Genomic DNA, 25,453 nt, shown 5'->3' with positions numbered 1-25,453 from the left:
GGGCGCCCCGCCCTACGATTCCACTATCACTTACGGTGCATTTTCGCAATAAAGAATCCATCCGTATTGTGAACGGGCGGCAGCAGCGTCACCATCCGGTCTGCCCTCTCTCCGCAGACCGGATGCGTCCACGAAACCGCTTCAAACTCCGGGTTTTCGGTGAGAAACGCGCGGACAACGTCCTCGTTTTCCCGCTGCAGGATGGTACAGGTCGAGTAAACGAGCGTGCCGCCCTTCTTTACATACTGTGCACAGTTTGCAAGGATTCTCGCCTGAATCTCCGGCAGTCCGGCGATCTCATCCGGATTTTTGAACCGGATTTCGGGTTTCTTGCGGATAATGCCCAGTCCCGAGCAGGGCACGTCGCACAGCACAACGTCCGCGCTGTCCTTCCATTCCTCGCGGCAGACCGACGCGTCCTGCAGCTCGGTGCGGATATTCGGCAATCCGAGGCGGGCTGCGCCGTCGCGGATGCGTTTCAGCTTGTGCTCGTAAATATCGCACGAGGTGACGCTGCCTTTCCCCTGCATTTTTTCAGCCATGGCAAAGCTCTTGCCGCCGGGCGCCGCGCAGCAGTCGAGCACGGTGCTGCCCAGTTTCGGGTCAGCGACCGCCGCCGCGAGTGCGCTTGCCGCGTCCTGCACGGTCACGCGGCCCTCGATAAACGCCGGAAGCGCGGCTGCGTCTCCGCCGCTGCACAGCAGGATTTCCGGGAATGCCTCGTGCGGCTGCACGGTCAGTCCGGCGGCTTCAAGTTCCTCTTTTGCCTGCTCCGGCGTATTCTTCATCGTGTTCACGCGCACCGAAATCGGCGCGTCCGCGTTATCCGCCTGACAGATTTTCTGCGTCAGCTTCTGGCCGTACTGCTCGGAAAGCAGGCGCACGAGCCACTCCGGATGGCTGTACTGCAGCGCGTAGTAGCTTTCCTTATCCGGGCAGTTCAGGCGCGGCAAAGAGCCGTTTTGGGCCGCATTTGCGGCATTTCTCAGCACCGCATTGGCAAAGGCGACCGTGCGGTCATTTGCATGGCCGTAGTGCTTGACCAGCGCGACCGTCTCGGCAACCGCCGCATGCGCGGGAATCTTATCCATCAAGATGAGCTGGTAAAGACCCATCCGCAGGCACGCCAGCACACGCGGCGCGATCTTTTTCAGCCGCACGCTCGAGAAGTGCCGCAAGTACCAGTCCAGTAAAATTTGGTTCTGCACCGTGCCGTAGGTCAGCCGCGAGGCCAGCGCCGCATCACGGCTGTCCAGTCCCGTGCGGGATAAATAGTGGTGCAGCGCACCGTCCGACCAGGCGGCCTCCTCTGCCATGGAAAACAGCGAAAATGCCGCCACTTCACGCGGTGTTTTGGGACGTTTATCTATCATTGCGGTCTCTTCCTCCAAAAATCAGCACCAGACGCAGCAGCTGTGCCAGCGAGGTCGCCAGCGCGGCAACATAGGTCAGCGCCGCCGCCGTGAGCGTCTTTTTCGCCATCGGGTACTCGTCTGCGGTCAGCAGGCCGTTCTGCTGAATGGTCTGCAGGGCGCGGCGGGATGCGTCCAGCTCCACCGGCAGGGTCACCAGCTGGAACAGCGTGGACAGACCGAACGCCGCAATGCCGATCGTGACGAGCGTGCTCGTGTTAAGGATCAGGCCGAGGATCAGCAGCGGCATCGCCGCCATCGAGCCGAACTGCGTCAGCGGGATGATCGCCGCACGCAGCTTGATCGGCGCATAGCCGATGGCGTACTGCACCGCGTGCCCTGCCTCGTGCGCGGCAACGCCGATGGACGCCACCGACGTGGACGAGTACACCGCACTCGATAAGCGAATGACATTGCTTCTCGGGTCAAAATGGTCGGTCAGCTTGCCGGAAACGTACTCAATGCGCACGCCGGAAACGCCGTTGTACCGCAGCACCGCCTCCGCCGCCTGTGCGCCGGTCAGTCCCCGCAGATTTTGCACCCGCGAGTAGCGGTTAAACGTGCTGTTTACCTTGCTCTGTGCCCAGAATGCAAATAAAACGCACGGCAGAACCAGTACGATGTAGTACATATCAATGCCGTAGTAGTAACCATGATAAGGCATAAGAAAACCTCCATACCGGAGCGGAGAATTGGAGATTGGAGCTTACGTTCTCTCCGTTCTTCACTCCTCACGCTTTTTCATTCGTCTCCCAGCTTAGTGCCGACTTCGATTACGTGCCCACGCAGAAAGTCCGTCGCCTTCATTCTCTTACCGCCGACCAGCTGAATCTCGGTCAGTCCCAGCGCGCCCTCTCCGCACGCCACGGTCAGCCCCTTTTTCGGGTCGGCTTCGAGCACCGTGCCCGGCTCTCCCCTGCCGTTTGCCTTTTCGGCGGCAAACACCTTCAGTCTTTCGCCGGAAAGCATGGTCAGCGCGATCGGCCACGGATTCAGGCCGCGAATCAGGCAGTCGATTTCATGTGCGGACTTGCTCCAGTCGATCACCGCCATCTGCTTATCCAGCATATGGGCATAGCAGCTCTGCGCATCGTCCTGCGGACGCGGCTCGATCTCATCTAATTTGACGAGCGTTTGGGTCAAAAGTTTCGCACCGGACTGCGCCAGACGGTCAAAAAGTTCGCCTGCGGTCTCCTTCTCGCCAACCTTGGTCTCATAGGTGAGCAGCATATCGCCGGTGTCCAGACCCTCCGCCATCTGCATGGTGGTAACGCCTGCCATTTCATCGCCCGCGATGACCGCCCACTGGATCGGAGCGGCGCCGCGCCAGCGCGGCAGCAGCGAACCATGCACGTTGATACAGCCGTGCGGCGGAATGTCGAGAACCGCCTTAGGCAGCAGCTTGCCGTACGCGACAACAATAATGACTTCCGGTGCCAGCTCGCGCAGACGCGCCTGCTCGTCCTCATTTTTGAGGGTATTCGGCTGAAAAACCGGAATATCATGCTCGAGTGCGAGCGTTTTCACCGGCGGTGCAGTGAGAATCTGCTTGCGGCCCTGCGGCTTATCCGGCTGGGTGTACACGGCGCAGACGTCATGTCCGGCATCGATGAGCGCCTGCAGGCTCGGCACGGCGAAGTCCGGCGTGCCCATGAATACGATACGCATTATTCCTCGTCACCACCCTGCATTGCCTCCGGGTCGATATACTCCTCGACCTTCTCGGTGAACAGATGACCGTCCAGATGCTCGGTCTCGTGGCAGAAGCACTGCGCTACAATGCCCTCGCCTTCGCGCTCGAACCAGTTGCCAAAACGGTCCTGTGCGCGAATCTTCGCCCAGGTCGGACGGGTCACATAGCCGTAAACGCCCGGCACAGACAGGCAGCCCTCGACAACGCGCTCGGAGCCTTTCTGCTCGATAACTTCCGGGTTTACCAGCTCGACCATCTCCTCCGGCTCCTTGTTCACATCCAGCAGCACAACAACGCGGCGCAGGATTCCCACCTGCGGTGCTGCCAGACCAACGCCGCCGGAGTTCTCGAGCGTCTCACGCATATCGTCGATCAGCGTGTGCAGACGGTCGTCAAACTTCTCTACCTTGCGGCTGTGCTTGAGCAGCTGCTCGTCGCCCTCGGTCAAAATCTTTCTCAGTGCCATTGTTTTATTCCTCCACTTGATTCAGCTTATCCATGTATTTTTGTAAACATTCCTGTATATTTTTCTCATCGAGCGCCGGAAACGGCGTCACCGGCTGCGGTTTTCCGCTGCCGATATGCTTTTCCAGCCATGCCACATCGTGCCAGCCGTCAAACTTCCAGCCGGAGTCGTGCCACACGCCTGCGTCCGCAAAGCCCAGTCTGCGCTGCATGCGGATGCTCTTTTCGTTCGGCAGGGTCACGCAGCTGTACAGATGGCGCAGTCCCTGCAGCTCGAGCAGGTCGATCAGGCACGCCAGCATGGTCGTGCCCACACCATGTCCGTGGGTGCCCTGTGCCAGATAGATGGACAGCTCCGCATCCCAGTCGTAGGCCGCGCGCTCACGAATGCGGTGCGCGTAGGCGTAACCCATGATAACGCCGTCACACTCGCAGACGAGATACGGAAACGCAGCCGCCGTTTCGCGGATACGGTCCGCAAACGCTTCAGCCGTCGGCACCTCATATTCAAACGTGATGGTTGTATCCGTTATGTAAGGCTCGTAAATCTTCAAAAGCGATTCTGCATCGTTTTCTGTTGCCTTGCGAATGACAAATTTACTCATTGAATTAACCTTCTTTGCCGGGGTCTCAATTACTGCTACATTTCATTATTGGAATCCGCGAACACAGTAACGCCCCGGTTTTTACCGTCCTGCATAAACTCCCGCAGCACGCCCGAGATGAGCCTGCGCCATCTTGCGCAGTCCTTCGCACGGATGGTGAGGTGGTAGCGATACCGTCCCATCACCTTGACCATCTGCGCCGCGGCAGGGCCGAGCACGGGCGCTTTCACATCGGCAAACTGCCCTTCCATCAGGCTCTGCAAGCGCGTTTTGAGCGCGAGCAGACTGCTGAGCACCTGCTGCTCCAGTTCACCGACGGCGGTTATCATGGTGATGTCGCACACGGGCGGGCACCGAAGCGCTTCGCGCGTCTGCATTTCGCTCTCGTAGAACGCCTCGTAGTCCTGCCGCGCGGCGGTCAGGATGACCGGATGCAGCGGGCTGTACGTCTGGATCACGGCGCGGCCGGTGTCAAATCGCCGTCCGGCGCGGCCGACCACCTGCGTGATGAGCGAAAACGTGCGCTCATGCGCGCGGTAGTCCTGCGCGTACAGGCTCTGGTCCGCGTCCAGCACACCGACCAGCGTGACGTTCTCAAAATCCAGTCCCTTGGTCACCATCTGGGTGCCGATAAGGATATCGGCTTCGCCTTTGCCGAATTGATTCAGCAGGCGTTCGTGTGCGCCCTTGGCGGTCATGGTGTCCGCGTCCATGCGGAGCACCCGCGCGGACGGAAACCGCTCATGCAGCTCCTCCTCCAGCTTCTGCGTGCCGGGCGTTTCGGTGAACAGGCTCGTGCTGCCGCAGGCCGGGCACTTGCCGGTTATCTTGATGGATGCGCCGCAGTAGTGGCACATCGCGCGGCCGGACACTGAATGGTAGGTCATGGTAGTCGAGCAGGACGGGCACTCGGGCACCCAGCCGCACACGCCGCAGCCGATCACGCGGCTGTTGCCGCGCCGGTTGAGGAACAGGATGGCCTGCTTGCCCTTTTCGAGCGTGCTGATCAGTTCGCGCTCGAGGTCAGGCCCGATGATGCCGCTCCGTCCCTCGCGTGCCAGTCCGCGCATGTCCGAGATGATGACCTCGGGCAGTCCGGCACCGAGGAAGCGCTCGGTGAGCGCGAAAACCGGGTATTTTCCCTGTTTTGCGCCGTAATACGTCTCGACCGACGGTGTTGCCGAGCCGAGCACGAGCAGCGCGTTCGTCTGTGCCGCGCGGTACTTTGCCACATCCCGCGCATGGTAGCGCGGCGACTGCTCCGAGCGGTACGCCGCGTCCTGCTCCTCGTCGATGATGATAACGCCGAGGTTCTTCGCGGGCGCGAACACCGCCGAGCGTGTGCCGATGACCACCCTTGCTCTGCCGGTTTTTATCTTCTTGAAGCTGTCGTACCGCTCACCGGCGGACAGCGCCGAGTGCAGAACCGCGACTTCTTCGCCAAATCGGGCGGCAAACTGCCGCAGAAGCTGCGGTGTCAGTCCGATCTCGGGCACGAGCACAATGGCGCTCTTTCCCTGCTCGAGCGCGTGCGCGATCAGCTGCAGGTATACCTGCGTCTTGCCGCTGCCGGTCACGCCGAACAGCAGCGCCGCACGAGGCGCGTTTTCGTCCATGAGCGCCGCCATGCCGTCATACGCCTGCTGCTGTGCCGCCGAAAGCACCGGAGCCGCGGCGCGCGGCACCTCGGAAAAGTCCGGTGCGCGCAGCACTTCCTCGTATTCCGCGCGGAGGATGCCCTTTTTCGTCATGTCGCGCAGCGCGGCGTCGCTCACGCCGGTCATGTAGACAATTTCCTTCTGGCTCATCGCACCGCCGTCCGACAGCAGCGACACCACGTCCATCCGCGCCGGACTGCGGCGGCTGATATGCGACATGGCTTCACTTGCTTCCATGTCCAGACGGAGCATTTTTTCGGTCTTATCACCGGTTTTCTGCGCCGTATTGCTGTGGTAGATGAGGATTCCCTCGCCTGCCAGCGCGTCCAGTGTCTGTCCCGCGCCTTTGCCGAGCCGTTCGCGTATCTCGCTCACCGAGAGCGTCTGTCCCGGCTGCTCAAACAGCGCCAGCACCTGACCGGCTTCGCCGTCCCGCTCCCGCAGAGCCGCCAAATCCGCGTCCGGCGCGAGCGTGTACGTCTCGTTTCGCTTGAACCACAAGCCGGCGGGCAGCATGGCGTGTACACAGTCGAAGTAGGTGCAGTACAATCTTTCCCGCATCCACGCCGCGAGTCTCAGCTGCTCGGCGGTCAGAATCGGCGTTTCGTCCAGCACCTCCACGATGGGCTTGAGCTTGAACTCGCCCGCATCCTCGCGGAAGGAGAGCACCACCGCTTCCGCCCGTTTATTGCCAAAGCCGAACGGCACGAGAACGCGGGTGCCGATCTGCACCTGTTCCCGCAGCTCGTCCGGCACACGGTAAGAATATAGCTTGTCGATGGCATAGGTTGCCGCATCCACGGCGGCCGCACAGATTTTTTCCGCCAAGGAACACACCAACCTTTCGTTTTTGGACGCGCAATGCGCGTCCCTACAATAATTTAACATTCTGCACACGGTATAACACCATATAACCATGTGATAATACACCGTAGGGCGGGGTGCCCTACGGAACAGATTTTAACCCTGCATCGAGAGAAGTCTATCGAGAATCAGGTCCGCCAGATCTTCCTTACTCATCATCGGCGGCGTCTCTCGATGTCCGTCCTTGAACAGCAAGGTAGCCACATTGGTATCCGTGCCGAAGCCCGCGCCCTTATCGCGCAGCGAATTCGCCACGAGCATATCGCAGTTCTTGCGGCGCAGCTTGCTCTCGGCATTGTCCAGAAGGTTCTGCGTTTCCATCGCAAAGCCGCACAGCAGCTGTCCCGGCTTTTTATCCTTGCCGAGTGCGGCGAGAATATCCGGATTGCGGGTCAGTTCGATATTCATCTCGCCGTCACCCTTTTTGAGCTTTTCATCCGCTGTCTGCGCCGGACGGTAATCACCGACGGCGGCAGCCTTGATGATGAAATCCTGCTCGGGTGCGCGGCTCGTCACCGCGTCGTACATATCCCGCGCGGAAACAATATCCACACGCGTGACACCGTGCGGCGTATCGAGTGCGGTCGGTCCGGAAACGAGCGTTGCGTCAGCGCCGCGCATGGCTGCGCGGGCCGCGATCGCGTAGCCCATTTTGCCGGTGGAGTGGTTGGACAGGAACCGAACCGGGTCCATGGCCTCCTGTGTCGGACCGGCGGTGACAAGAACGTGCCTGCCTGCCAGATCCTGCTCGGTCAGCGCCTTTTCAATGCCCCAGAGGAGCGTCGGCGTGTCCGGCAGCTTGCCGCGTCCGCTGTCGCCGCAGGCGAGGTGGCCTGCGTCCGGCTCGATGATGTGGAAGCCGCGCTTTCTCAGCGCAGCAAGGTTCTCCTGCGTCACCGGATTGTCATACATGCCGGTGTTCATCGCGGGAGCGACAACGACCGGCGCCTTGGTGGCAAGCAGCGTGGTCGTCACCATGTCGTCCGCGATGCCGTGCGCCGCCTTGGCGATGACGTTGGCGGTCGCCGGTGCGATCACGAACACGTCAGCCGCCTTCGCGAGCGAAATGTGCTCCACCTCCCACGGAAAGCTGCGGTCGAACGTATCCACGACCGCGCGGTTGCCGGACAGTGTTTCAAACGTCATCGGCGCGATAAACTGGGCCGCGGACTCGGTCATCAGCACATGGACAGTCGCGCCGTTCTGGTGCAGCTTGCTGGTGAGATCGGCAGCTTTATAGGCCGCAATGCCGCCCGTCACACACAGAACGACCGTTTTCCCTGCAAAACGCATGGCTTAGAGGTCCTCCTCCGGAATGTCGCCGTCGCTCAGAGAGCCGTCGTCAAACTCGTTCAGGCGGCGCACCTCATCCGCATTCTCATCCTTGTCCTCGTCAGCCTCGGAGTCGGTGTGCTCCTCGTCCTCATCCAGATCAAGGGTGTCGTCCACGTCAACCATAGCAGCTGCAATGGCATTGTTCTGCGGAATGGCAGTCTCCACACGCGGACCCGGACGGTAAACGATCTTGCCGGCTGCGATCTCGTCGAGCGCCAGCTTAACAGCCTTGTCCGGCAGCGGCTCGCCCTTTTCCTCTGCCTCATCGGCAATATCGCGGGCACGCTGCGCTGCCAGGTTTACCAGCAGATAGCGGTTGCCTACTCGTTTCATCAGTTCCTGCATAGAAGGGTTCAGCATAGTAATCAGTTCTCCTTATTTACCAGATATAGTTTTATTTTATGAAAGTTTCTGTTTATATAATGTCGCTTATCGACGCTTGGCGAGAATGCCGTGCAATTCTTCAACCGCACGCTCCACCGTGTCGTTTACGACAACGTAATCAAATTTATCCTGCTGCGCAAGCTCGCCCTTCGCCGTTTCCAGACGCTTCTGCACCTTGGCTTCGTCCTCGGTGCCGCGTCCGCGCAGACGGTTCGCGAGTTCCTCGAACGACGGCGGCGCAATGAACACCATCACGGCATCCGGACGCTTTTCATGCACCTGCATCGCACCCTGCACCTCGATCTCGAGGATAACATCATAGCCTTCCTCCAGCTTTTCGTTCACCGGAGCCTCCAGCGTGCCGTAGTAGTTATCCACGTACTTCGCGTGCTCGAGGAACGCATTGGCGGCGATCTTCGCCTCAAAGTCCTCTTTCGTGAGGAAATAATACTGTACGCCGTCCTTTTCGCCCGGACGCGGCGCACGGGTCGTCGCGGAGATCGAGAAGAACAGCTTCTCGTCCTCGCTCAGCAGCCTGGACAGCACGGTGCCCTTGCCTGCACCGGACGGTCCGGTGAATACATACAACGTTCCCTTACGCATCTTCTGGTTCTCCTTCCTCGGTCTCGCCCGCAAAACGAGCCGCAACGGTCTCCGGCTGCAGAGCACTGAGCACCACATGGTCGCTGTCCATGATGAGCACGGCGCGGGTGCGTCTGCCGTAGGTGCCGTCCACGACCATGCCGCGGTCGCGGGCCTCCTGCACGGTGCGCTTGACCGGTGCGGATTCCGGGCTGACAATGGCGATCAGCCGCGACGAAGCGACCATATTGCCAAATCCGATATTGATGAGCTTCATCGCTGACCTCACTCCTCGATATACTGTAAATTACTCGATATTCTGAATCTGTTCGCGGATTTTTTCAATTTCGCTCTTGATATTGACCACGATCTGCGCCATGGACACATCGTTTGCCTTGGAGCCGATGGTATTGGTCTCGCGGTTCATTTCCTGCACAAGGAAATCCAGCTTGCGGCCGACCGGCTTGACCTCATTCAGCATGCCGTCCAGCTGCTGCAGATGGCTGCGCAGACGCACGGTCTCCTCGTCCACGGCGGTCTTGTCCGCGTAGATGGCCGCCTCGGTGACGATGCGGGTCTCGTCGATGGACGTATCCGCCAGCACCTCCTTCATGCGGGCAAGCAGCTTCTCGCGGTACTCGCGCACGCGCTCCGGCGAGCGGACCTCCACCTCACCGACCATGCGCTCGATCTCGGACGCACGGTTTCGCACATCCTCAGCCAGTTTAGCACCCTCGCGGGTACGCATTTCGTCGAAATTGTCGCAGGCTTCGCCAAAGACGGACAGCACATCGCGGGTCATCTCGTCCGCGTCCTGCTCGATGCGCTCGGAGCCGAGCACGTCCGGCAGCTTCGCCAGACTCATCACGCTCACGTCGTCGCGCAGACCGTACTTGTCGGCCAGCTCATGCAGCGCCGTCAGATAGTGCTCCGCGACCGCATGGTTCACCGTAACCGCAATGTCGCCGCCCTCCTGCGTCTCCACGCCGATGTAAACCTCAACCTTGCCGCGTGCAATACGCGCCGCAGCGGCCTTTTTCACGGCATCATCCAGAAAGCCGTACTGACGCGGAGCCTTTACCGTGCAGTCCAGATAGCGGTGGTTGACCGCACGCAGCTCTGCTGTGATGGTTCTGCCGTGCAGCTCCTGCTTGGCACGTCCGTAGCCGGTCATACTCTTCATAGATATCTCTTTCCCTTCTTATTCGGGCGGCAAGGTGCGGCGCAGCAGCGCGATCACCTTTGACAGCCCGATATCATATACAATAAAGCCGATATTTGCCGCGATCCACAGTCCGGCGAGCCGGAAAATACCCGGCATCTGCACCTGCGGAAACAGACCGCAGCTTACCAGAACGGCTGCGAGCACCAGCACCACGTTAAAATACGCCAGCTTGCCGCTCAGCTGCGTGAAAACCGGCAGACGGCACTCGATCAGATATTTCACGATCGGGTACAGGCCGAACAGCAGCACATAGGCCGCCGCGATCAGCTTGCGCGGTGTCAGCAGCAGTCCCAGCACCGAGGTGACGAGGTACAGCAGCACCGCCGTTTTTACGTTCGCGCGGCGCAGCAGCGGTATCGCCGAGGCGATACCCGCTATCAGGCAGGCCGCCGGTCCGATCTGCGGCATCACGCCGCCGAAATACAGCCACGCCGTGGCCGCCGCTGCCAGAAGTCCGCCGCGGGCGATCTCGCGCGTGCTCATATCAGCAGCCGCCTCCGCCGCAGCACATGTTCAGGCAGCAGTTGCAGATGAGCGTCTGCACACAGCAGTCGCACATGCTTGTCTCCTGCATGGGCCGGTAGCCGCCGTAGCCGCCGGACAGATGGAGATTCTGCAGCGCGTGCTGATACTCCGCGTTGTTCGGGTCCATCTGACACGCCTGCGTGTACGCGCGGGCGGCCTCATCGTACCAGCCCTTGCGGTAGTATACCGTGCCGGTCAGATAGAACCACTCCGCATCCCGTCCTGCGGCACGCTGCAGCAGCGCCTCCGCCATGCCGAGGTTGCCCTGATTGATGGCCTGCCGCACCTGACTGTACAGCGCGGCATTCGCACCGGTGTAGGTGCGCTGCTGATAGCCGCCGTACTGCTGTCCGTTGTATGCGCCGCCATAGCTCTGCTGCTGTCCGCTGCTGCCTCCCGCCGGATTCCTGCGTTCGTTCATGATCATGTCGTACGCTTCGTTGATCTCCTTCATGCGGGTTTCGGCCAAATCTGCCAGCGGATTGTTTACATAGTTATCCGGATGATACTTGCGCGCCAGTTCACGGTACGCGCGCTTAACGTCATCATCACTTGTTTGCGGTGTTACACCGAGCACTTTATAGGGATCCATGTTTGCCCCTTCCTTCGTTCGTCTGGTAGGTGCCGTTCAGTACCTGTCGGGTTACGGTCGGCATACCAAGAAAAATGATATTGCGGATCAGGTCCGCATCTCTCCGGGGACTCAGCAGGTCAAACGCCATGCAGATATCCGCCAGTGAGCGTTCGAGCGTGCGCTCGAGCGGTTCCCTTACCGCAGAGATGTCCGGCGTTTGCAGCTCGTACCGCAGAACGACCGGATTGTAGCTGTTCTCTTCCATATCCTTTTGGATGTCCTGCACCGCATCGACAAGGTAGATCCACCTGCCGATCTGGTAGAACATCTGGTGCAGAATACGCTCGCGGGTGTCTCCGGTGTGCGGCACAACGGCAGCCGTCATGCGCGAGGACGTATCCGCCGCACGGTCCATGGACGGACAGCGTTCCGCCTCCAGACAGCGCAGATCCTCGAGTGCCTGCCGGATGTCCTCGTCCGCTTCGGGCATGCGTGCGCGTGCCTTCTCGTAGCCGCGGCGGCCGAGGCGGCACAGCAGCGCCGCAAGCGCGCGTTTCGCGCCCTTTTCGTCCGCCAGGTCATCCTGAAACTTGTGATAGGTCAGCAGGATGCTCGCGTCCGCCGCCAGACGAAGTGCATCGTCTGTCTCGGCACAGCTTTTCCGCCGAAACGGAGAAGCGTCGCATCGTTTTCTGCACGGCGGAGCAGTCTCCGCCTCCTCACTTCCTGCAACAAGTGCAAAAAACGTCATATCGTAGCTTAAAAATAAGGTGTAAAATCTGCCGTATTCTGTGCGGATCGTGTGGCATAAGCCGCAGTAAACCTGCTGAAAACGGTCAGCCTCCTTCACCCGCAACTCGGCCTTCACCGGACGGATAAAGCCAAACATCGCATAGCCCTTTCCCGCCGTGCGGTGTGCACGGACTTTCGTATTCAATCTATTTTACCGAACTTTTGCGTATCTGACAAGGGCGAACGCGGAAAATTGGCGAAAATTCATAAAAAATTAAAACTGCCTGTCGTGAAAACACGGTTTCGCCGACTCTATTCCACATCAAAGCCGCTCGGTGATGGCAAACGGCGCTTCATTTCTGAGCTTCAGCTTATGGCTGTACCACATCGCCGCCAGAATGCCGCCGATGAACAGCACGCCGCCGATGAGCGCGGACAGTCCGCCGCCAAGTTTCATTCCTGCGCCGACGCCGTAGCCGACAAAAAACAGCACGAGCGGCAGCAGATACACGAGCACGGCAAAGCCGAGCACCTGCTTGGTCTCGCCCTCGAGCAGCACGCGGTCGCCGACGGACGCATGCGCGTGATTGCGCGCGGTAACGTAAAGCGTCTGGGTTTCCAGACCGCCGCAGCCGCCGCACTTGGCACAGTCGTGGCCGCACGCCGAGCGGCGCGTTACCTCGACCTCTGCCAGACCGTTCGGCAGCAGCTTTTTGATGGTTCCCTGTTGGGTCACGTTGAAATCTTCCTCTCTATTATTCAAAACCGGTTGCAGTAATGGAAAATTGAGAATGGAGAATTGAAAATGTCGCTCTCCTTGCGCGAGTTCCGTCCGCGTTGCGACAGGTTATGCGCAAAGCGCATTTATTTAATTCCGCCCTTTGGGCGGCACATTCATTCTCCATTCTCCATTTTCCATTCTCAATCTGCAAACTCTTCCATAATCCGAAATGCCGCTCTGATTCCGTCCACGGCGGCAGACATAATGCCTCCGGCGTATCCGGCGCCTTCGCCGCACGGAATGATGCCATTGCAGCCGAGTCCGAACAGGTCCTCGCCGCGCGTCATGCGCACCGGAGACGAGGTCCGCGTTTCCGGACCGGTCAGCAGCGCGTCCGCTGTGTCGTAGCCGCGAATTTTCCGGCCGAAATACGGCAGGCTGTCCCGCAGCATGGTCTGCGCGAAGTCAGGCAGGCAGGCTGCCGCCTCTCCCAGCTCCACGCCGATGGGATAGCTGGGCTTGACCGCACCGAGTTTTCGGGTCGGCTTGCCGTTCAGAAAATCCCCGACCTTCTGGCACGGCGCGCGGTACGAGCCGGTCTGCACGTACGCCGCGTGCTCGATCCGGCGCTGCAGCGCCACGCCGCCGAACGGTGTTCCGTCGTCGTAGTCCTTCGGGTCAACCGACACAGCAAGCGCCGCGTTGGCGTTTTTGCCGTCGCGCGCATGATAGCTCATGCCGTTGGTGACGACCGTATTCTCCTCGCTCTGTGCCGCAACGACCACGCCGCCCGGGCACATGCAGAAGGAATAGCACGCGCGTCCGTCGGCTCTGCGCGAGAGATTGTACTCCGCAGGCGGCAGCATGGGATGTCCCGCCGCCTTTCCGTACAGAGCGCGGTCGATCTCGGTCTGCAGGTGCTCGATGCGCACGCCCACAGAGAACGCCTTCGGCTCAAAGTACACGCCGTTTCCGTGCAGCGCAGCAAAGGTGTCGCGCGCCGAGTGGCCGATGGCCAGCACCGCCCGCTCGCAGGCGATGTCCTGCCCGTCCGCCTCGACGGCGCAGAGCGTACCATTTTTGACCGAAACGCCGGTCAGCGGCGTGCGAAAGCGCACTTCACCGCCGTTTTTGATGATCTCACGCCGCATTTCACGAACTACATTCTTGAGGATATCCGTGCCGACGTGCGGCTTCGCCTTTTTGACGATATCTGCCGGAGCACCGTGCGCGGCAAGGATTTCCAGCACATTGTCGCACAGCGGATCACCGATGCGCGTGGTCAGCTTGCCGTCCGAGTAAGCGCCGGCGCCGCCTTCGCCGAACTGGATATTGCAGTCGGTATCGAGCGCACCGCCCTTCCAGAACGCGTCCACGACCTTGTCGCGCTCGTCCAGATCTCCGCCGCGCTCGAGCACGAGCGGACGGTAGCCGTGCTTTGCCAGCACATAGGCTGCGAACAATCCCGCAGGGCCGAGACCGACCACCACCGGACGGTGCTCGAGCCGCTTTTCGCCGTGCGGAATGACGATTTTCGTATTGGGTTTATAACGCACGAAGGGCATTTGCAGTTTTTCCGCAAATGCCTTTTCGTCGAACGGCGCGTCCAGACGCACCGAATATACCCGGCTGATCTGTCCGCGCCGCGCGTCAATGCTGACGCGGCAGACCGCCGCTTGTATGTCGTTTGCCGTCAAACCGGTCAGCCGGCGTGCCTCCGCAACGGCGGCCTGCTCCGGCAGATCAAACGGCAGACGGATGCCGGTTACCATCAGGCTCACTGGCTGTCACCGCCCTTTCTTGTACGGTGCACGGTCGGCTCTGCGGCCGTGCTGTCCGTATCGTCTGTACTGTCTGTCTTATCCGAGGTGATCGTCTCATCCGACACATGCGGGTCGGTGATCTCAATCTCGACCTCGATATCCTCCTCGACGAGCGTTACGCCGCTCGGCAGACCGACGGTCGTAGCCACGCCCTTGACCTTGTGCCTGCCAACGCCGAGCGATACCGAATCGTATGTCAGACCGATGGACAGGTTATTCACATCGACCTTCTTCAGCTGGCTTTCACTGCCGCGCAGCTCCATCTCGACCGACTTGGTGAGGATGGAAACCTTGTACGGCGTATTCTCCTGCGCGGTGTCGTTCCACGCGAACTTAGAGACCTGAACCTTGCGGGTCGCAATACCGTCCACCGAGATGGTGACGTTTGCCGTTTCCGGCTGACCGCTGACGAGCGAAACGCCGCTCGGCAGCTTATCCTTGATGGACATGGAGATCGGCGTGCCCGTGTGGACGCTGCCGAGGTCGATCTCACCGAGGTTGATCTCCTTGATGTCGCTCAGCACCGCCTGATCGCTCGCGATAACCTCTACGTTCTCCGGGTCGATGACGCACTGCACCTGATTCTGCGTCAGGCTGCCGCCGTCCTTGAGGGTAACGGTCAGCGGAATGTTGTTGACGCGGTAGATCGGAACCGAAACCTTGATCTTTTCGGTCTGGCTGGTGATATAGTTCGAGGTGAACGCCGCACCGTCCTGATCATACAGGGTTATCCTGCATTCGTAGTTGGTCAGCGAGGAATTGCGGCCGGTAACATCCACGGCTGCAACCGCCTTGGCCACCTGCGCCAGATCGGTTGCCGGACCGAAAACGGTGACCTTTTTGGTGGCCGCGGTCGGCTTGCCTGCGCGGTAGCCATCGCTCGGTGTGCCGGTCACATTGACCTCGATCGGAACATCCTTGCTCTCCACGCGGTCCACGCGGACGTGCACCTTGCCGGGATTGACATAGTTAGTCTCCACGCCGGACTTGCTGACCGACACGGTGACCGGAAGATCGTATTCATTCGCCTCGGTCAGACCCGAGATATCCACCGTTGCGGTGATCTGGCTGGCGCGGACCTCGCCGACGCTCTTGCTCTGACCGCGCAGGCTGACAGTGACCGTTGTGTTCTCGCCCTCGATGAGTTCCAGACCGGTCGATGCTTTCAGCTGCGACGCACCAATGACGCGCACCGGCACATCGTCAAAGCGCATGTTGCGCTCAGGATTGTCAATATCCATAACAACTGCCCACAGAACGATAGACAGCGCCAGCGACAGGAGCTTCAGCAGAAAATCCTGCTTTTTGATAAAATTCTTCTTCACTTGCCGGCACCTCCCTTCCACTTGTCGCGGATGGCGGCAATACGGCTTTTTTCGTTCCTGTTCCTGAGTTCATCGCCGAGCAGCTCGCTCTCGAGCATCTTCTGCAGAATCTCGGGCGACAGATGGCGCTTGAGCATGCCGCCGATGGCGACAGAGATCGCGCCGGTCTCCTCGGAGACAACGACGAGCACGCTGTCCGCGGTCTCGCTCATGCCGACAGCCGCGCGGTGGCGCGTGCCGAGGTCGCGCGACAGACCCTGATTGCCGGAAAGCGGCAGCACGCAGCCTGCAGCGCACACCCGTCCGGCACGGACGATCATGGCGCCGTCATGCAGCGGGCTGTTCTTGAAGAAAATGTTCTTGATGAGCTCGGCAGACGGTGCTGCGTCCACTCTCGTGCCGGTGGCGATGATCTCACCGAGACGCTCCTTGCGCTCGAACACGATGAGCGCACCGGTCTTGGTCCTAGACATATCCGCGCACGCGGAAACGGTTGCAACGATCATGCTCTCTACCACATTCGGGTCGGTATCCGGAATCAGCATGCGGCTGAGGTTGCCCTTGCCGATCTGCTCGAGCAGGCGGCGCAGCTCCGGCTGAAAAATGACCACAACGGCGAATACGCCGACGCTGAGCGCGTTGCGCAGCAGCCACGAGATCATGGTCAGACGCAGGAAGCTGGCGAACAGCATGATAAGCACCAGAATAAGAATACCCTTGGCCAGTCGTGCGGCGCTGGTATCCTTCAGCAGCTTCATAACACGGTAAATGATATACGCCACGACGAGGATATCCACCACGTCGATCGGCGTCATTGTGCGGAATTGATCAAACGCACTGAAAAAAGAACTTATTATGGTCCGCCATGATAAATTCGGTGAGAATACATTTTGCAGCGCTCCCATTTTGTCACCTATCCTAACTTGCTCCTCATTTTTTGGCTGTCGCCAAACCACGGTTTGGCCGACAACAGGAACGGACCGTGGGCCGTTCCAAAGTCGTCCGAAAGTTCCCATTCGGAAACTTTCTCCCTCTCAGGGCATAAAAACCAGCGCTATCCTTGCGCGGCTTCTTGGCCGCGCTGCGCCGATACATGCTCCCGCTTTTTATGAATTTGCTGAGCAAATTCTATTTTATGCGCGCTGACGCGCGAAGAAAAAACAAATCGGTAAAGCACAGACTTCTTTTCGACAAGCCGCAGTCTGTTACCTTTACAGAAAGCCATGTTTTACCTTACTTATACTACCACAAATCCGGCTTTCTGTATAGCGTGTTCACAGTTTTTTTACCAATCTGCAAACTTTGTCTGCGGCCTGCTCCAGCTGCCGCGCCGTCGAGTAGAACGACAGGGACAGCCGCACGGTTCCGGTGTCCTCCGTGCCCGCCGTCCGGTGCGCGAGCGGCGCACAGTGCAGCCCCGCCCGGGTGCACACGCCCTCGTCCGAGAGCATATCCGCGAGCACCTCACTCGGCGTGCCGGGAACGCGGAAGGACAGCACGCCGGTCTGCTTCTTTCCGGCAAAGCACTCGATTTTGCTTTCGCGGGAGAGCGCACGGGCAAGCTCATGCACCAGCCGTCTCTCCTGCCCGGCAATGTGCGCCGGCGTGACCGCCCGGACAAAGGCGATGCCCGCCGCGAGTCCCGCGATGCCGGGCACGTTCGGCGTGCCGCTCTCGAGCGCATCCGGCAGAAAATCCGGCTGGTGCAGCTCCTCGGAGAGACTGCCCGTTCCTCCGGTCAGCAGCGGCTTCGCGGCAATCCGGTCGTCGAGCGCCAGCAGAATGCCCGTGCCCATCGGTCCGTACAGCGCCTTGTGTCCGGGCATGCACACCGCCGCAAGACACGGATAGCGCTTTACGTCAATCTCCGCCACGCCCGCCGACTGCGACGCATCCAGGATGAGCGGCACGCCTGCCGCCGTCAGCAATTCCGCGATTTCGTCCAGCGGCGCAATGCTGCCGAATACGTTGGAAACGTGGCTGAGTATCATCAAGTCGGCGCCCTGCACAAGCGCCTGTTTCAGCGCGGAAACCATAGCCGCGCCGTCCCACAGCGGCGTATCCAACACGGTCGGCTCGATATTTCGAGCCGTCAGCGGCCGCATGACCGCATTGTGCTCGTAACCGCTCACAATGACGCGGGAATCCGGTTTTACGAGCGCATTTATCGCAATATTCAGCGCATGCGTGGCGTTCAGCGTGAAAATAACTCGCTCCGGCTCGCCCACGCCGAACAGCGCCGCTGCCTGCTCCCGGCAGGCGTACACCAGCTCTCCCGCTCGATCGGCTGCCGCGTAGCCGCCTCGTGCGTAGCCTGCCGCGCCGTACATCGCACGGCGAATCGCCTGCTCGACCGCCCGCGGCTTATACAAGGTGGTGGCAGCATTATCCAGATAGATCATGTCAGTCCTCCCGCAGCACGCGGCACGGCGGCGCACCAAGCTGCCGCAGCCGATGCACAGCCCAGTCCGCCTGCTGCGCGCTCACGCGCACCGCCCATCCGCAGGATTCGGTTCGTTCGTGACGCGGCGGGCGCGCGACCTCTCCCGGTACACCCAACCGCGCCAAATGCCGCCGCAGGCCGATAGCCTCGGTCTGACTGCGGCAGATCAACAGCGCATAACCGCCCATAAGGGCACTCCTCCCTCCCAATTCTGAGAAACTAAGGCAATACCGCATAATTGAACAAGAGCGATTTGTGAGTAAATTTTGCGAACTGACGAGGCGCAGCTTTGCGGTAATACTTGATGTATTACCGTGAAATCTCGGCAGCGCGACCGGAGCCTGCGCAAGGAGCCGCAGCTTTAATTGTGCGGTGTTGCCCTAAGGTTTCTCCCCTCATACTATGTTGAAATGAGCGAAAAAGTGTGCTATGCTGATTAGGTTATAAACTACAATCCCGACTGGAGCTGAAAACAATGGAGCTTTCCGCCCTTTCCCTGCGTCTGCGCGCGCTTTCCGTGCTGCGCGGACTGCTCCCCCATCCGCTGGTGCGCGCCTACAGTGACGCGCTGACCGCGCTCGACGGCACAGCTGCCGACTTTGCCGACCGCTACGGCGCACTGTGCGCGACCCGCTTCTCCTGCGGCGATATCGCGCAGGCAGTGCTCGACGTCGTGCACTTTGACACCAACACCCTGACCGATACCATCAATGCACCGGAAGCGGCTGTGCTCAACGCCGCAACCCACGATCTGGACGTGCTGAACGCTCTGCTCGCGCTCGACGGCGAAGCCTTCAAGTCCGCCGCAGCGGACAAATTCTACGAGCCTGCCCTCGAGGATCTGCCGGACTTCGAGGCTGCGGATTCGCTTCCGTTCTCCACCGGTGCGGCACTTGCCGATTACTACCGCGAGGAGGGCTACGGCTTCTTCGCACAGTCCTCGGCGTTTGCCATGCAGGACGACGGCTCGGCGACCCCGATCGTGCATCCGGACGCCATCCGTCTGCACGACCTGCCCGGCTACGAGATGCAGAAGCAGAAGATCCTCAAGAACACGCTTGCCTTCCTCGACGGACGCGACGCCAACAACATCCTGCTCTATGGCGACAAGGGCACCGGCAAGTCCTCGACCGTCAAGGCGGTTGCCAACGAGTACGCCGACCGCGGCCTGAAGATCATCGAGATGTCTCCGCGGCATATCACCAACTTCCCCAAGCTGTTCGAGCAGACCCTGCGTTCGCCGTTCCGCTTCATCGTGTTCCTCGACGACCTGACCTTCAGCCGCGAGGACGACAACTTTGCCGCGCTCAAGGCGTTCATCGAGGGCGGTCTGGCCGGAAAGCCGTCCAATCTGGTCATTTACGCAACGTCCAACCGCCGTCATCTCATCCGCGAGAGCATGGCCGACCGTCAGGGCGATGAGGTGCGCGTGCGCGATACCCTCGAGACCGTTACCTCGCTGTCCGACCGTTTCGGTCTGGAGATCACCTTCTCCGTGCCGGATAAGGACGAGTATCTGTACATCGTCGAGCAGCTGGCCAAGGAGAACGACCTGAACCTTGATATCGACGAGCTGCACCTGCTTGCAGAGCGCTTCGCGCTGCGCCGCAACGGCCGCTCGCCGCGTACCGCAAGACAGTTTATCAGCCAGCAGCTGGCGGAGCAGTATGGGAAGTAATTGAAAATGGAGAATGGAGAATGGAGAATGATTTCATTTTTCATTTCTGCATCTAAATAAAACAAAACGCAGACCTTAAAATCATAGGTCTGCGTTTTGTTGCTATTGTGGAACCATTTCCGTTGTTTCGGAATGTTTTGGGTATTGCATACGCTCTACCGTAGGGTGCGGCAAGGTGAATTGCGGCACCCTACGGAAAACCGCTCTATTATATTTCTCGAAATGAAAAAATGGAGAATGGCTGACCGTTACATCAATTCTCCATTTTCAATCCTCAATTATTTACCAGCCGAACGAACCAAACGGACTGGAGAACCGATAGCTGCCGTAGCCGTCATCCTGCTGCGAATTATCGCTCTGGCTGCTCTGGCGCTGCTGGGTCTGGGCATTCGGGTCATCGCCCTCGAGGTCGTGCGAATCGGTCAGCGTGATGGTGATATTGAGCGTCTTGCCGGTCGAAATGCGGTATACGCTCAGCGTCAGCTTGTCACCGGCCTTCTTATCCTGCTTGAGTTCGTTTACCTTATCCATGTCCGGGGTCGGAGTACCGTCAACGGCGGTGATGACATCACCGACCTGCAGACCCTCACTGGCTGCCTTTGCGCGGGAATCAATGGAATATACCTGCACGCCGGACACCTTGCCGTCCGCGGACTCGACGTTCTGGCCGGTGATGCCGATGGACGGACGGCCGGAAACGTAACCGTTCTGAATCAGCTCATCAACAATATCCTTGGCGGTGTTGATCGGGATGGCAAAGCCCATGCCCTCAACAGTGGCGCTGCCGAACGCATTGCCGGACAGCTTAGCGGACGTGATGCCGACCACCTGACCGTACTTGTTGATGAGTGCGCCGCCGGAGTTGCCGTTGTTGATGGAAGCATCGGTCTGAATCAGCGTCATAACACGGTCATTGACGGTCAGATCGCGGTTGATAGCGGAAATACGGCCGCCGGTGATGGTGTTCGCAAACTGTACACCGCCGGGAGAACCGATCGCGTAGGCATACTCGCCCGGCTCCAGCTCATCCGAGTCACCGAACTCTGCGGCGGTCAGGTCGCTTGTCGGTGTTACCTTGATGACCGCAAGGTCGGTCTGCTCATCCGTGCCGATGATCTCGGCATCAAGAGAGGTGCCGTCGCTCAGCTGTACGGAAACCGACTGCGCGCCGTCCACAACGTGGTTGTTGGTGATGATGTAGCCGTCCTTGCTCATGATGACGCCCGAGCCACTGCCCGTGCCCTCAGAGGTGGTGGAGATAACCGATACGACCGACGGATTGACCTTTTTGTAGATATCCTCACCGGCCATGCCGTCCGCGGTGTCGTAGTTGTCCGAGGAATTGCTCGAATCAGACTCCGGCTTGCTGTTGATCTGCAGCGTCGGCGCGGAATCCGAGGAATCGGAAGCCGTTGTGCCCGAATTGTTGTTTGCATTGCCGCCGAACGCCATATTGCCGACAACGGCGCCGCCTGCAAACAGCAGGCACGCAGCTGCTACACCGCACAGACCAAGCGCTAAGCCTCTGCTGTGCTTTTTATTCTTCGGGGTGTGCGGCTTCTGACTCATCGGCGGAACCTCGCCGAAGCCGGTCTGCTGCTGCGCCTGATGGAACTCCGGATGCTGCACCGGCGTCTGGAACGGCGTGCGCGGCTCCTCTGCCTGCGGCTGGTCATTCTGCGGTGCCTGTGCAGGCTGTTCTGCCTGCGGCTGGTCGTTCTGCGGTGCCTGTGCGGGCTGTTCTGCCTGCGGCTGGTCGTTCTGCGGTGCCTGTGCAGGCTGTTCTTCCTGCGGCTGCTGCATCGGCTGCTCGCTCTGCGGTGCGGTGTTCCGGGTTTCGGCGGTCGGCTGTTCGTTATTCTGATCGCTGCTGTTCAGCGGTGTTTTGTTGTTCATGTTGAAGTCGTCCATGATACTGACCTCCTGTTGTTATTCGCGGGACCATTCTGTTCCCTCTGTTGATGCTTCTATCATAGTTTCTCAATGTGGCAGTTTGTTGAAAACAATATGAATATTTTTTGAACACTGCCTGTCGCGAAACTACAGTTTCGCCGACAAGAGGAACGGACCGTGGGCCGTTCCAAAGTCGTCCGAAAGTTCCTGTTCAGAAACTTTCTCCCTCCAGAAGTCCAAAAATGGTGATACATGCTCCCCCTTTTTGAGCATTTGCAGAGCAAATGCTATTTCATGTGCGCTGCCGCGCGAAACGCTTCAATACAGCACATGCAGAAAAAGGACTTCCATGCACAGTGATAGCACATGGAAGCCACTTTTTACGCGTTATTCTGTCGGTTCTGCTCCGGTGCGAGCGGCAGGGTGAACTCAAACTCGGTTTCGCCGCCGCCCGAGCGGACGGAGATCTCGCCGCCGTGCAGGTTGATGATGTTCTTCACAATATACAGGCCGAGACCTGCGCCGGTCTTATCCATCGAGCGCGAACGGTCGGTCTTGTAGAAGCGGTCGAACACATGCGGCAGATCCTCCGCCGAGATGCCGATACCGGTGTTGCTGATGGCGAACACGCACAGCTGTCCCTCCTGATGGACCTTCAGCCTCAGCGTACCGCCGTCCTCGATGAACTTTACCGCGTTATCGGTCAGGTTGTACACCACGCGGTACAGGTGGTCGCGGTCGCCCATAACGGTCAGCCGTTCCTCGAGATCGCACTGCACATCCAGCTTCTTTTTCTCAATCTTCTGCTCGAACGAGAGCAGGATCTGCGCCGTCATTTCGGTAAAGTCGAACGGCGCCGGACTGAGGATCAGCTCGCCGGACTGAATTTTTGCGGCATCCAGCATGCGGTTTACCATGCGGGACAGGCGTTTGGTCTCCTCCGCGATGATCTTCAGATACTTGTCGCGCTGGTCGAGCGGAATCGTGCCGTCGATCATGCCGTCCACAAAGCCGCCGATGGTCGTCATCGGGGTCTTGAACTCGTGGCTGACGTTGGAAATAAAGCCGCGGGTCAGCTCCTCGAGCTGGTCAAGGTCGCGCGCCATGTTGTTGAACGAGACCGCCAGCTCGTCAATCTCGTAGCAGCGGTTGTCCTCGGGCACGCGCACATCGAAGTTGCCGCCCGCAAATTCCTTGGCGGCGGCGGCAATCGTCTTGAGCGGACGCGTGAAGTGCTGCGAGATCATGAACGAAATCACCAGCATGACCGCCAGTGTCACCAGCAGGATGAGCACGAGCGTCTGCGTCGAGTGACGCACCACGCCTGCCGAATTCGGGTCCTGCGTGGAGACGAAGATCATCAAATCCGCATCGCCGTTATCATCCTTGACGCAGGTGCCCACCGTGTAAAACGAGGACTCACTCAGCACGCCGAGTGACCCGACAGACGCATAACTGCCGTTTTTGTGCATCTCCGCAACCACTTCGTTTGAGATATGATAGCCGGGCAGCGTGTAGGTCGTGCCGTCCGGCTTGGCGCCCATTTCAATGTTGCCGTCCGCGTCCGTGATGAGCACGGTCAGCTCGTCCTCCTTCGCCACGCGCGCGATAGACAGCACGTAAATCTGACGGATCACGTCAGAGTCCGTACCCTCGAGCAGCTTGCTCTGCTCGGCAAGGCTCTGCACGGTCGTGCGCAGCTCGGTCTGCTTGGCGTGCAGCGCGTAGCTGCTCATCTGGTAGCAGAACACCACGCCGGCCAGTGCAAACGCGCACACGATCAAAATCAGGTGGGCCACATAGTCCTTGAAGAAAAAACTGCGTCTGCCCATGGCTTACTCCTTGGTCTCAAACTTGTAGCCGACACCCCATACGGTTTTCAGCTCCCACTTGTCCGAAACGCCCTCCAGCTTTTCGCGCAGACGCTTGACGTGTACGTCAACCGTTCTCGTGTCACCGAAATAGTCAAAGCCCCATACATCGTCGAGCAGCTGTGCGCGGGTGAACACGCGGTTCGGGCTGGAGGCGAGGAAGTACAGCAGCTCGATCTCCTTCGGCGGCGCATCCACGCGCTTGCCCTTGATGACCAGATCATACGCCTGCTTGTCGATCACCAGATTGTCAAATGACAGCTTTTCGGGCGCATCATCCGGCGCCATGCGGCGGAATACCGCACGCACGCGCGCAATGACCTCCGGCATTTCGAGCGGCTTGACGATGTAGTCGTCCGCGCCCATCTCCAGACCGGAAACGCGGTCTGCGGTCTCGCCTTTGGCCGTCAGCATGATGATCGGCACATCGCTCTCCGCGCGGATCTCCCTGCAGACCGCCCAGCCGTCCATCACCGGCATCATCACATCGAGCAGCAGCATGTCCGGCTTGTCGGACTTCCACTTTTTGATGCCCTCCACGCCGTTTTCCGCCTCAAGCACTGTGTAGCCTTCGCGCTCCAGATACAGGCGCAGCAGCTCACGGATGTTGGCCTCGTCCTCTACGATCAATATCTTCTTGGGCATAGTTCTCCCCTGCTTTCCCAGTTTAATCTGATTCTATTATAGCGCGTTTTGAGGTGGAATGCATTAACATTTTGTAAAACACTGCTTTGCACCTGACAGTTCCTGTGCTATACTGAATATATCACCCAAAAGGAGAATTTTTATGTCACAGACGGTAGAAATGCACATTATTGCGCGGATACGCAGCGATTTCCCCACCAAATTCGGCATTCCGCGGCAGAGCGGACTGGCGGACGTACCGGCGCGCATTGTATTCGAGCCGGAATACCGCAACGCGGATGCGCTGCGCGGCATCGAGGGTTTCTCTCACCTGTGGCTCATCTGGCAGTTTTCGGCAGCCGTGCGTGACGGCTGGTCCCCGACTGTGCGCCCGCCCAAGCTGGGCGGCAACAAGCGCATCGGCGTGTTTGCGACGCGCTCGCCGTTCCGGCCGAACGAGATCGGGCTGTCCTCGGTGCGCCTTGACCGCGTGGAGCCCAACACGCCGGACGGTCCGGTGCTGCACATTTCGGGCGCGGATCTGATGGACGGCACGCCGATTTTCGACATCAAGCCGTACCTTGCGTACACGGATTCGCATCCGGAGGCACGCGGCGGTTTTGCGCTGACGACCGATGCGGTGCGGGTTAAGTGTCCGGCGCAGCTGCTCGAAAAGCTGCCGCAGGAACGCCGTCAAACCCTGCTGAACGTGCTCGCACAAGACCCCCGACCGGGCTATCAGCACGAGCCGGGTCGCGTGTACGGCTTCCCGTTTGCGGGATTTGAGGTCAAATTCACCGTGGAAGGTGACTTGCTGACCGTTCGGCAAATCGAGAGTCGCTAACTATTCTGCGGTAAATTTTACACGGGGCGCACAAACCGCGCAGGCAGTTCGCCCAATCCGGGCGGCAGCCTGTTTCTCTGCACCGACTGAGCGGGGGACGTGAACTGCGCAGGCGTGTTCGCCCTTTCCGGGCGGCAGCCTGTTTCTCTGCACCGGCTGAGCGGGGGACGCGAACTG

Annotated in this window: 25 protein-coding genes; 2 read left to right on the top strand and 23 right to left on the bottom strand. The window is 59.6% G+C overall.

The genetic code is table 11. The features are described from left to right. Nucleotides 1-26: 26 nt before the first annotated feature. The 20 genes from rsmB to PG722_RS06890 all read right to left on the bottom strand — a co-directional run bounded on the left by rsmB (nucleotide 27) and on the right by PG722_RS06890 (nucleotide 18,575). On the bottom strand, nucleotides 27-1,373 hold the full coding sequence (rsmB, locus tag PG722_RS06985; RefSeq protein ID WP_270580077.1) for a 16S rRNA (cytosine(967)-C(5))-methyltransferase RsmB: 1,347 nt from the start codon (nucleotides 1,371-1,373) through the stop codon (nucleotides 27-29). Further along, nucleotides 1,363-2,076: a zinc metallopeptidase gene (locus tag PG722_RS06980; protein ID WP_116704621.1), complete on the bottom strand. Its 714-nt coding sequence runs from the start codon at nucleotides 2,074-2,076 to the stop codon at nucleotides 1,363-1,365. Before PG722_RS06980 ends, rsmB begins: the two co-directional genes overlap by 11 nt. Nucleotides 2,077-2,153: 77 nt before the next feature. Then, nucleotides 2,154-3,080 (bottom strand): methionyl-tRNA formyltransferase, encoded by a 927-nt coding sequence (gene fmt, locus PG722_RS06975; protein ID WP_270580076.1) that lies wholly within the window; start codon nucleotides 3,078-3,080, stop codon nucleotides 2,154-2,156. After that, on the bottom strand, nucleotides 3,080-3,571 hold the full coding sequence (gene def, locus PG722_RS06970; protein WP_116704623.1) for a peptide deformylase: 492 nt from the start codon (nucleotides 3,569-3,571) through the stop codon (nucleotides 3,080-3,082). Before def ends, fmt begins: the two co-directional genes overlap by 1 nt. A 4-nt stretch (nucleotides 3,572-3,575) precedes the next feature. Continuing rightward, nucleotides 3,576-4,175, bottom strand: coding sequence for a GNAT family N-acetyltransferase (locus PG722_RS06965; protein ID WP_270580075.1), 600 nt, complete (start codon nucleotides 4,173-4,175; stop codon nucleotides 3,576-3,578). 35 nt (nucleotides 4,176-4,210) lie between these two features. Next, nucleotides 4,211-6,661: a replication restart helicase PriA gene (priA, locus tag PG722_RS06960; RefSeq protein WP_270580074.1), complete on the bottom strand. Its 2,451-nt coding sequence runs from the start codon at nucleotides 6,659-6,661 to the stop codon at nucleotides 4,211-4,213. Between the two features lie 132 nt (nucleotides 6,662-6,793). Further along, nucleotides 6,794-7,990: a bifunctional phosphopantothenoylcysteine decarboxylase/phosphopantothenate--cysteine ligase CoaBC gene (coaBC, locus tag PG722_RS06955; protein ID WP_270580073.1), complete on the bottom strand. Its 1,197-nt coding sequence runs from the start codon at nucleotides 7,988-7,990 to the stop codon at nucleotides 6,794-6,796. 3 nt (nucleotides 7,991-7,993) lie between these two features. After that, nucleotides 7,994-8,392 (bottom strand): DNA-directed RNA polymerase subunit omega, encoded by a 399-nt coding sequence (rpoZ, locus tag PG722_RS06950; RefSeq protein ID WP_118285692.1) that lies wholly within the window; start codon nucleotides 8,390-8,392, stop codon nucleotides 7,994-7,996. A 69-nt stretch (nucleotides 8,393-8,461) separates the two neighbouring features. Then, entirely contained in the window at nucleotides 8,462-9,019 is a 558-nt protein-coding gene (gene gmk, locus PG722_RS06945) for a guanylate kinase (RefSeq protein ID WP_118761042.1), read from the bottom strand. Then, on the bottom strand, nucleotides 9,012-9,275 hold the full coding sequence (locus PG722_RS06940) for a DUF370 domain-containing protein (RefSeq protein WP_110435119.1): 264 nt from the start codon (nucleotides 9,273-9,275) through the stop codon (nucleotides 9,012-9,014). Before PG722_RS06940 ends, gmk begins: the two co-directional genes overlap by 8 nt. Before the next feature lie 30 nt (nucleotides 9,276-9,305). Continuing rightward, nucleotides 9,306-10,181, bottom strand: a complete 876-nt coding sequence (locus PG722_RS06935) for a YicC/YloC family endoribonuclease (protein WP_117751693.1) — start codon at nucleotides 10,179-10,181, stop codon at nucleotides 9,306-9,308. Between the two features lie 18 nt (nucleotides 10,182-10,199). After that, the gene (locus tag PG722_RS06930; RefSeq protein ID WP_270580071.1) at nucleotides 10,200-10,706 is read right to left on the bottom strand and encodes a hypothetical protein; all 507 of its coding nucleotides are present in this window, start codon (nucleotides 10,704-10,706) and stop codon (nucleotides 10,200-10,202) included. A 1-nt stretch (nucleotide 10,707) separates the two neighbouring features. Further along, the gene (locus PG722_RS06925) at nucleotides 10,708-11,340 is read right to left on the bottom strand and encodes a J domain-containing protein (RefSeq protein WP_110435122.1); all 633 of its coding nucleotides are present in this window, start codon (nucleotides 11,338-11,340) and stop codon (nucleotides 10,708-10,710) included. Next, complete coding sequence (locus PG722_RS06920; protein WP_270580069.1) at nucleotides 11,327-12,259, bottom strand: DUF5685 family protein; 933 nt, start codon at nucleotides 12,257-12,259, stop codon at nucleotides 11,327-11,329. Before PG722_RS06920 ends, PG722_RS06925 begins: the two co-directional genes overlap by 14 nt. Before the next feature lie 117 nt (nucleotides 12,260-12,376). Then, nucleotides 12,377-12,790: a SoxR reducing system RseC family protein gene (locus PG722_RS06915; RefSeq protein WP_158557324.1), complete on the bottom strand. Its 414-nt coding sequence runs from the start codon at nucleotides 12,788-12,790 to the stop codon at nucleotides 12,377-12,379. Between the two features lie 185 nt (nucleotides 12,791-12,975). Then, entirely contained in the window at nucleotides 12,976-14,547 is a 1,572-nt protein-coding gene (locus PG722_RS06910) for an NAD(P)/FAD-dependent oxidoreductase (RefSeq protein ID WP_270580148.1), read from the bottom strand. A 5-nt stretch (nucleotides 14,548-14,552) separates the two neighbouring features. Continuing rightward, nucleotides 14,553-15,923 carry a CdaR family protein gene (locus PG722_RS06905; protein ID WP_270580068.1) on the bottom strand — a complete coding sequence of 457 codons (1,371 nt, stop codon included), beginning with the start codon at nucleotides 15,921-15,923 and terminating at the stop codon, nucleotides 14,553-14,555. Next, on the bottom strand, nucleotides 15,920-16,738 hold the full coding sequence (cdaA, locus tag PG722_RS06900) for a diadenylate cyclase CdaA (protein ID WP_270580067.1): 819 nt from the start codon (nucleotides 16,736-16,738) through the stop codon (nucleotides 15,920-15,922). Before cdaA ends, PG722_RS06905 begins: the two co-directional genes overlap by 4 nt. A gap of 459 nt (nucleotides 16,739-17,197) precedes the next feature. Next, a complete protein-coding gene (locus PG722_RS06895; protein ID WP_270580066.1) occupies nucleotides 17,198-18,325 on the bottom strand; it encodes an aminotransferase class V-fold PLP-dependent enzyme in 1,128 nt (375 codons plus the stop codon). Nucleotide 18,326: 1 nt separating this feature from the next. Continuing rightward, nucleotides 18,327-18,575 (bottom strand): putative Se/S carrier-like protein, encoded by a 249-nt coding sequence (locus PG722_RS06890; protein WP_158576187.1) that lies wholly within the window; start codon nucleotides 18,573-18,575, stop codon nucleotides 18,327-18,329. A gap of 266 nt (nucleotides 18,576-18,841) precedes the next feature. Here PG722_RS06890 and PG722_RS06885 point away from each other — a divergent pair, with 266 nt between their 5' ends. Continuing rightward, the gene (locus PG722_RS06885; protein WP_270580065.1) at nucleotides 18,842-20,044 is read left to right on the top strand and encodes an ATP-binding protein; all 1,203 of its coding nucleotides are present in this window, start codon (nucleotides 18,842-18,844) and stop codon (nucleotides 20,042-20,044) included. A gap of 282 nt (nucleotides 20,045-20,326) precedes the next feature. Here the strand turns inward: PG722_RS06885 and PG722_RS06880 are convergent, their stop codons facing one another. The 3 genes from PG722_RS06880 to PG722_RS06870 form a co-directional block, all read right to left on the bottom strand. Continuing rightward, the gene (locus tag PG722_RS06880; protein WP_270580063.1) at nucleotides 20,327-21,955 is read right to left on the bottom strand and encodes a trypsin-like peptidase domain-containing protein; all 1,629 of its coding nucleotides are present in this window, start codon (nucleotides 21,953-21,955) and stop codon (nucleotides 20,327-20,329) included. A gap of 362 nt (nucleotides 21,956-22,317) precedes the next feature. Continuing rightward, nucleotides 22,318-23,769, bottom strand: a complete 1,452-nt coding sequence (locus PG722_RS06875; protein WP_118647949.1) for a sensor histidine kinase — start codon at nucleotides 23,767-23,769, stop codon at nucleotides 22,318-22,320. A 3-nt stretch (nucleotides 23,770-23,772) separates the two neighbouring features. Then, nucleotides 23,773-24,453, bottom strand: coding sequence for a response regulator transcription factor (locus tag PG722_RS06870; RefSeq protein WP_110435133.1), 681 nt, complete (start codon nucleotides 24,451-24,453; stop codon nucleotides 23,773-23,775). A gap of 142 nt (nucleotides 24,454-24,595) precedes the next feature. On the opposite strand from PG722_RS06870, the gene tsaA reads away from it, so the two are divergent. Next, entirely contained in the window at nucleotides 24,596-25,276 is a 681-nt protein-coding gene (tsaA, locus tag PG722_RS06865; RefSeq protein WP_270580062.1) for a tRNA (N6-threonylcarbamoyladenosine(37)-N6)-methyltransferase TrmO, read from the top strand. Nucleotides 25,277-25,453: the final 177 nt, after the last annotated feature.

It is taken from the genome of Butyricicoccus sp. OF27-2pH9A (genome assembly GCF_027693185.1).
In the GTDB taxonomy this organism is placed as follows: Bacteria; Bacillota; Clostridia; order Oscillospirales; family Butyricicoccaceae; genus Agathobaculum; species Agathobaculum butyriciproducens.
The sequence above is the reverse complement of the archived record's forward strand: the minus strand, read 5'-3'. Positions and strand labels throughout refer to the sequence as shown.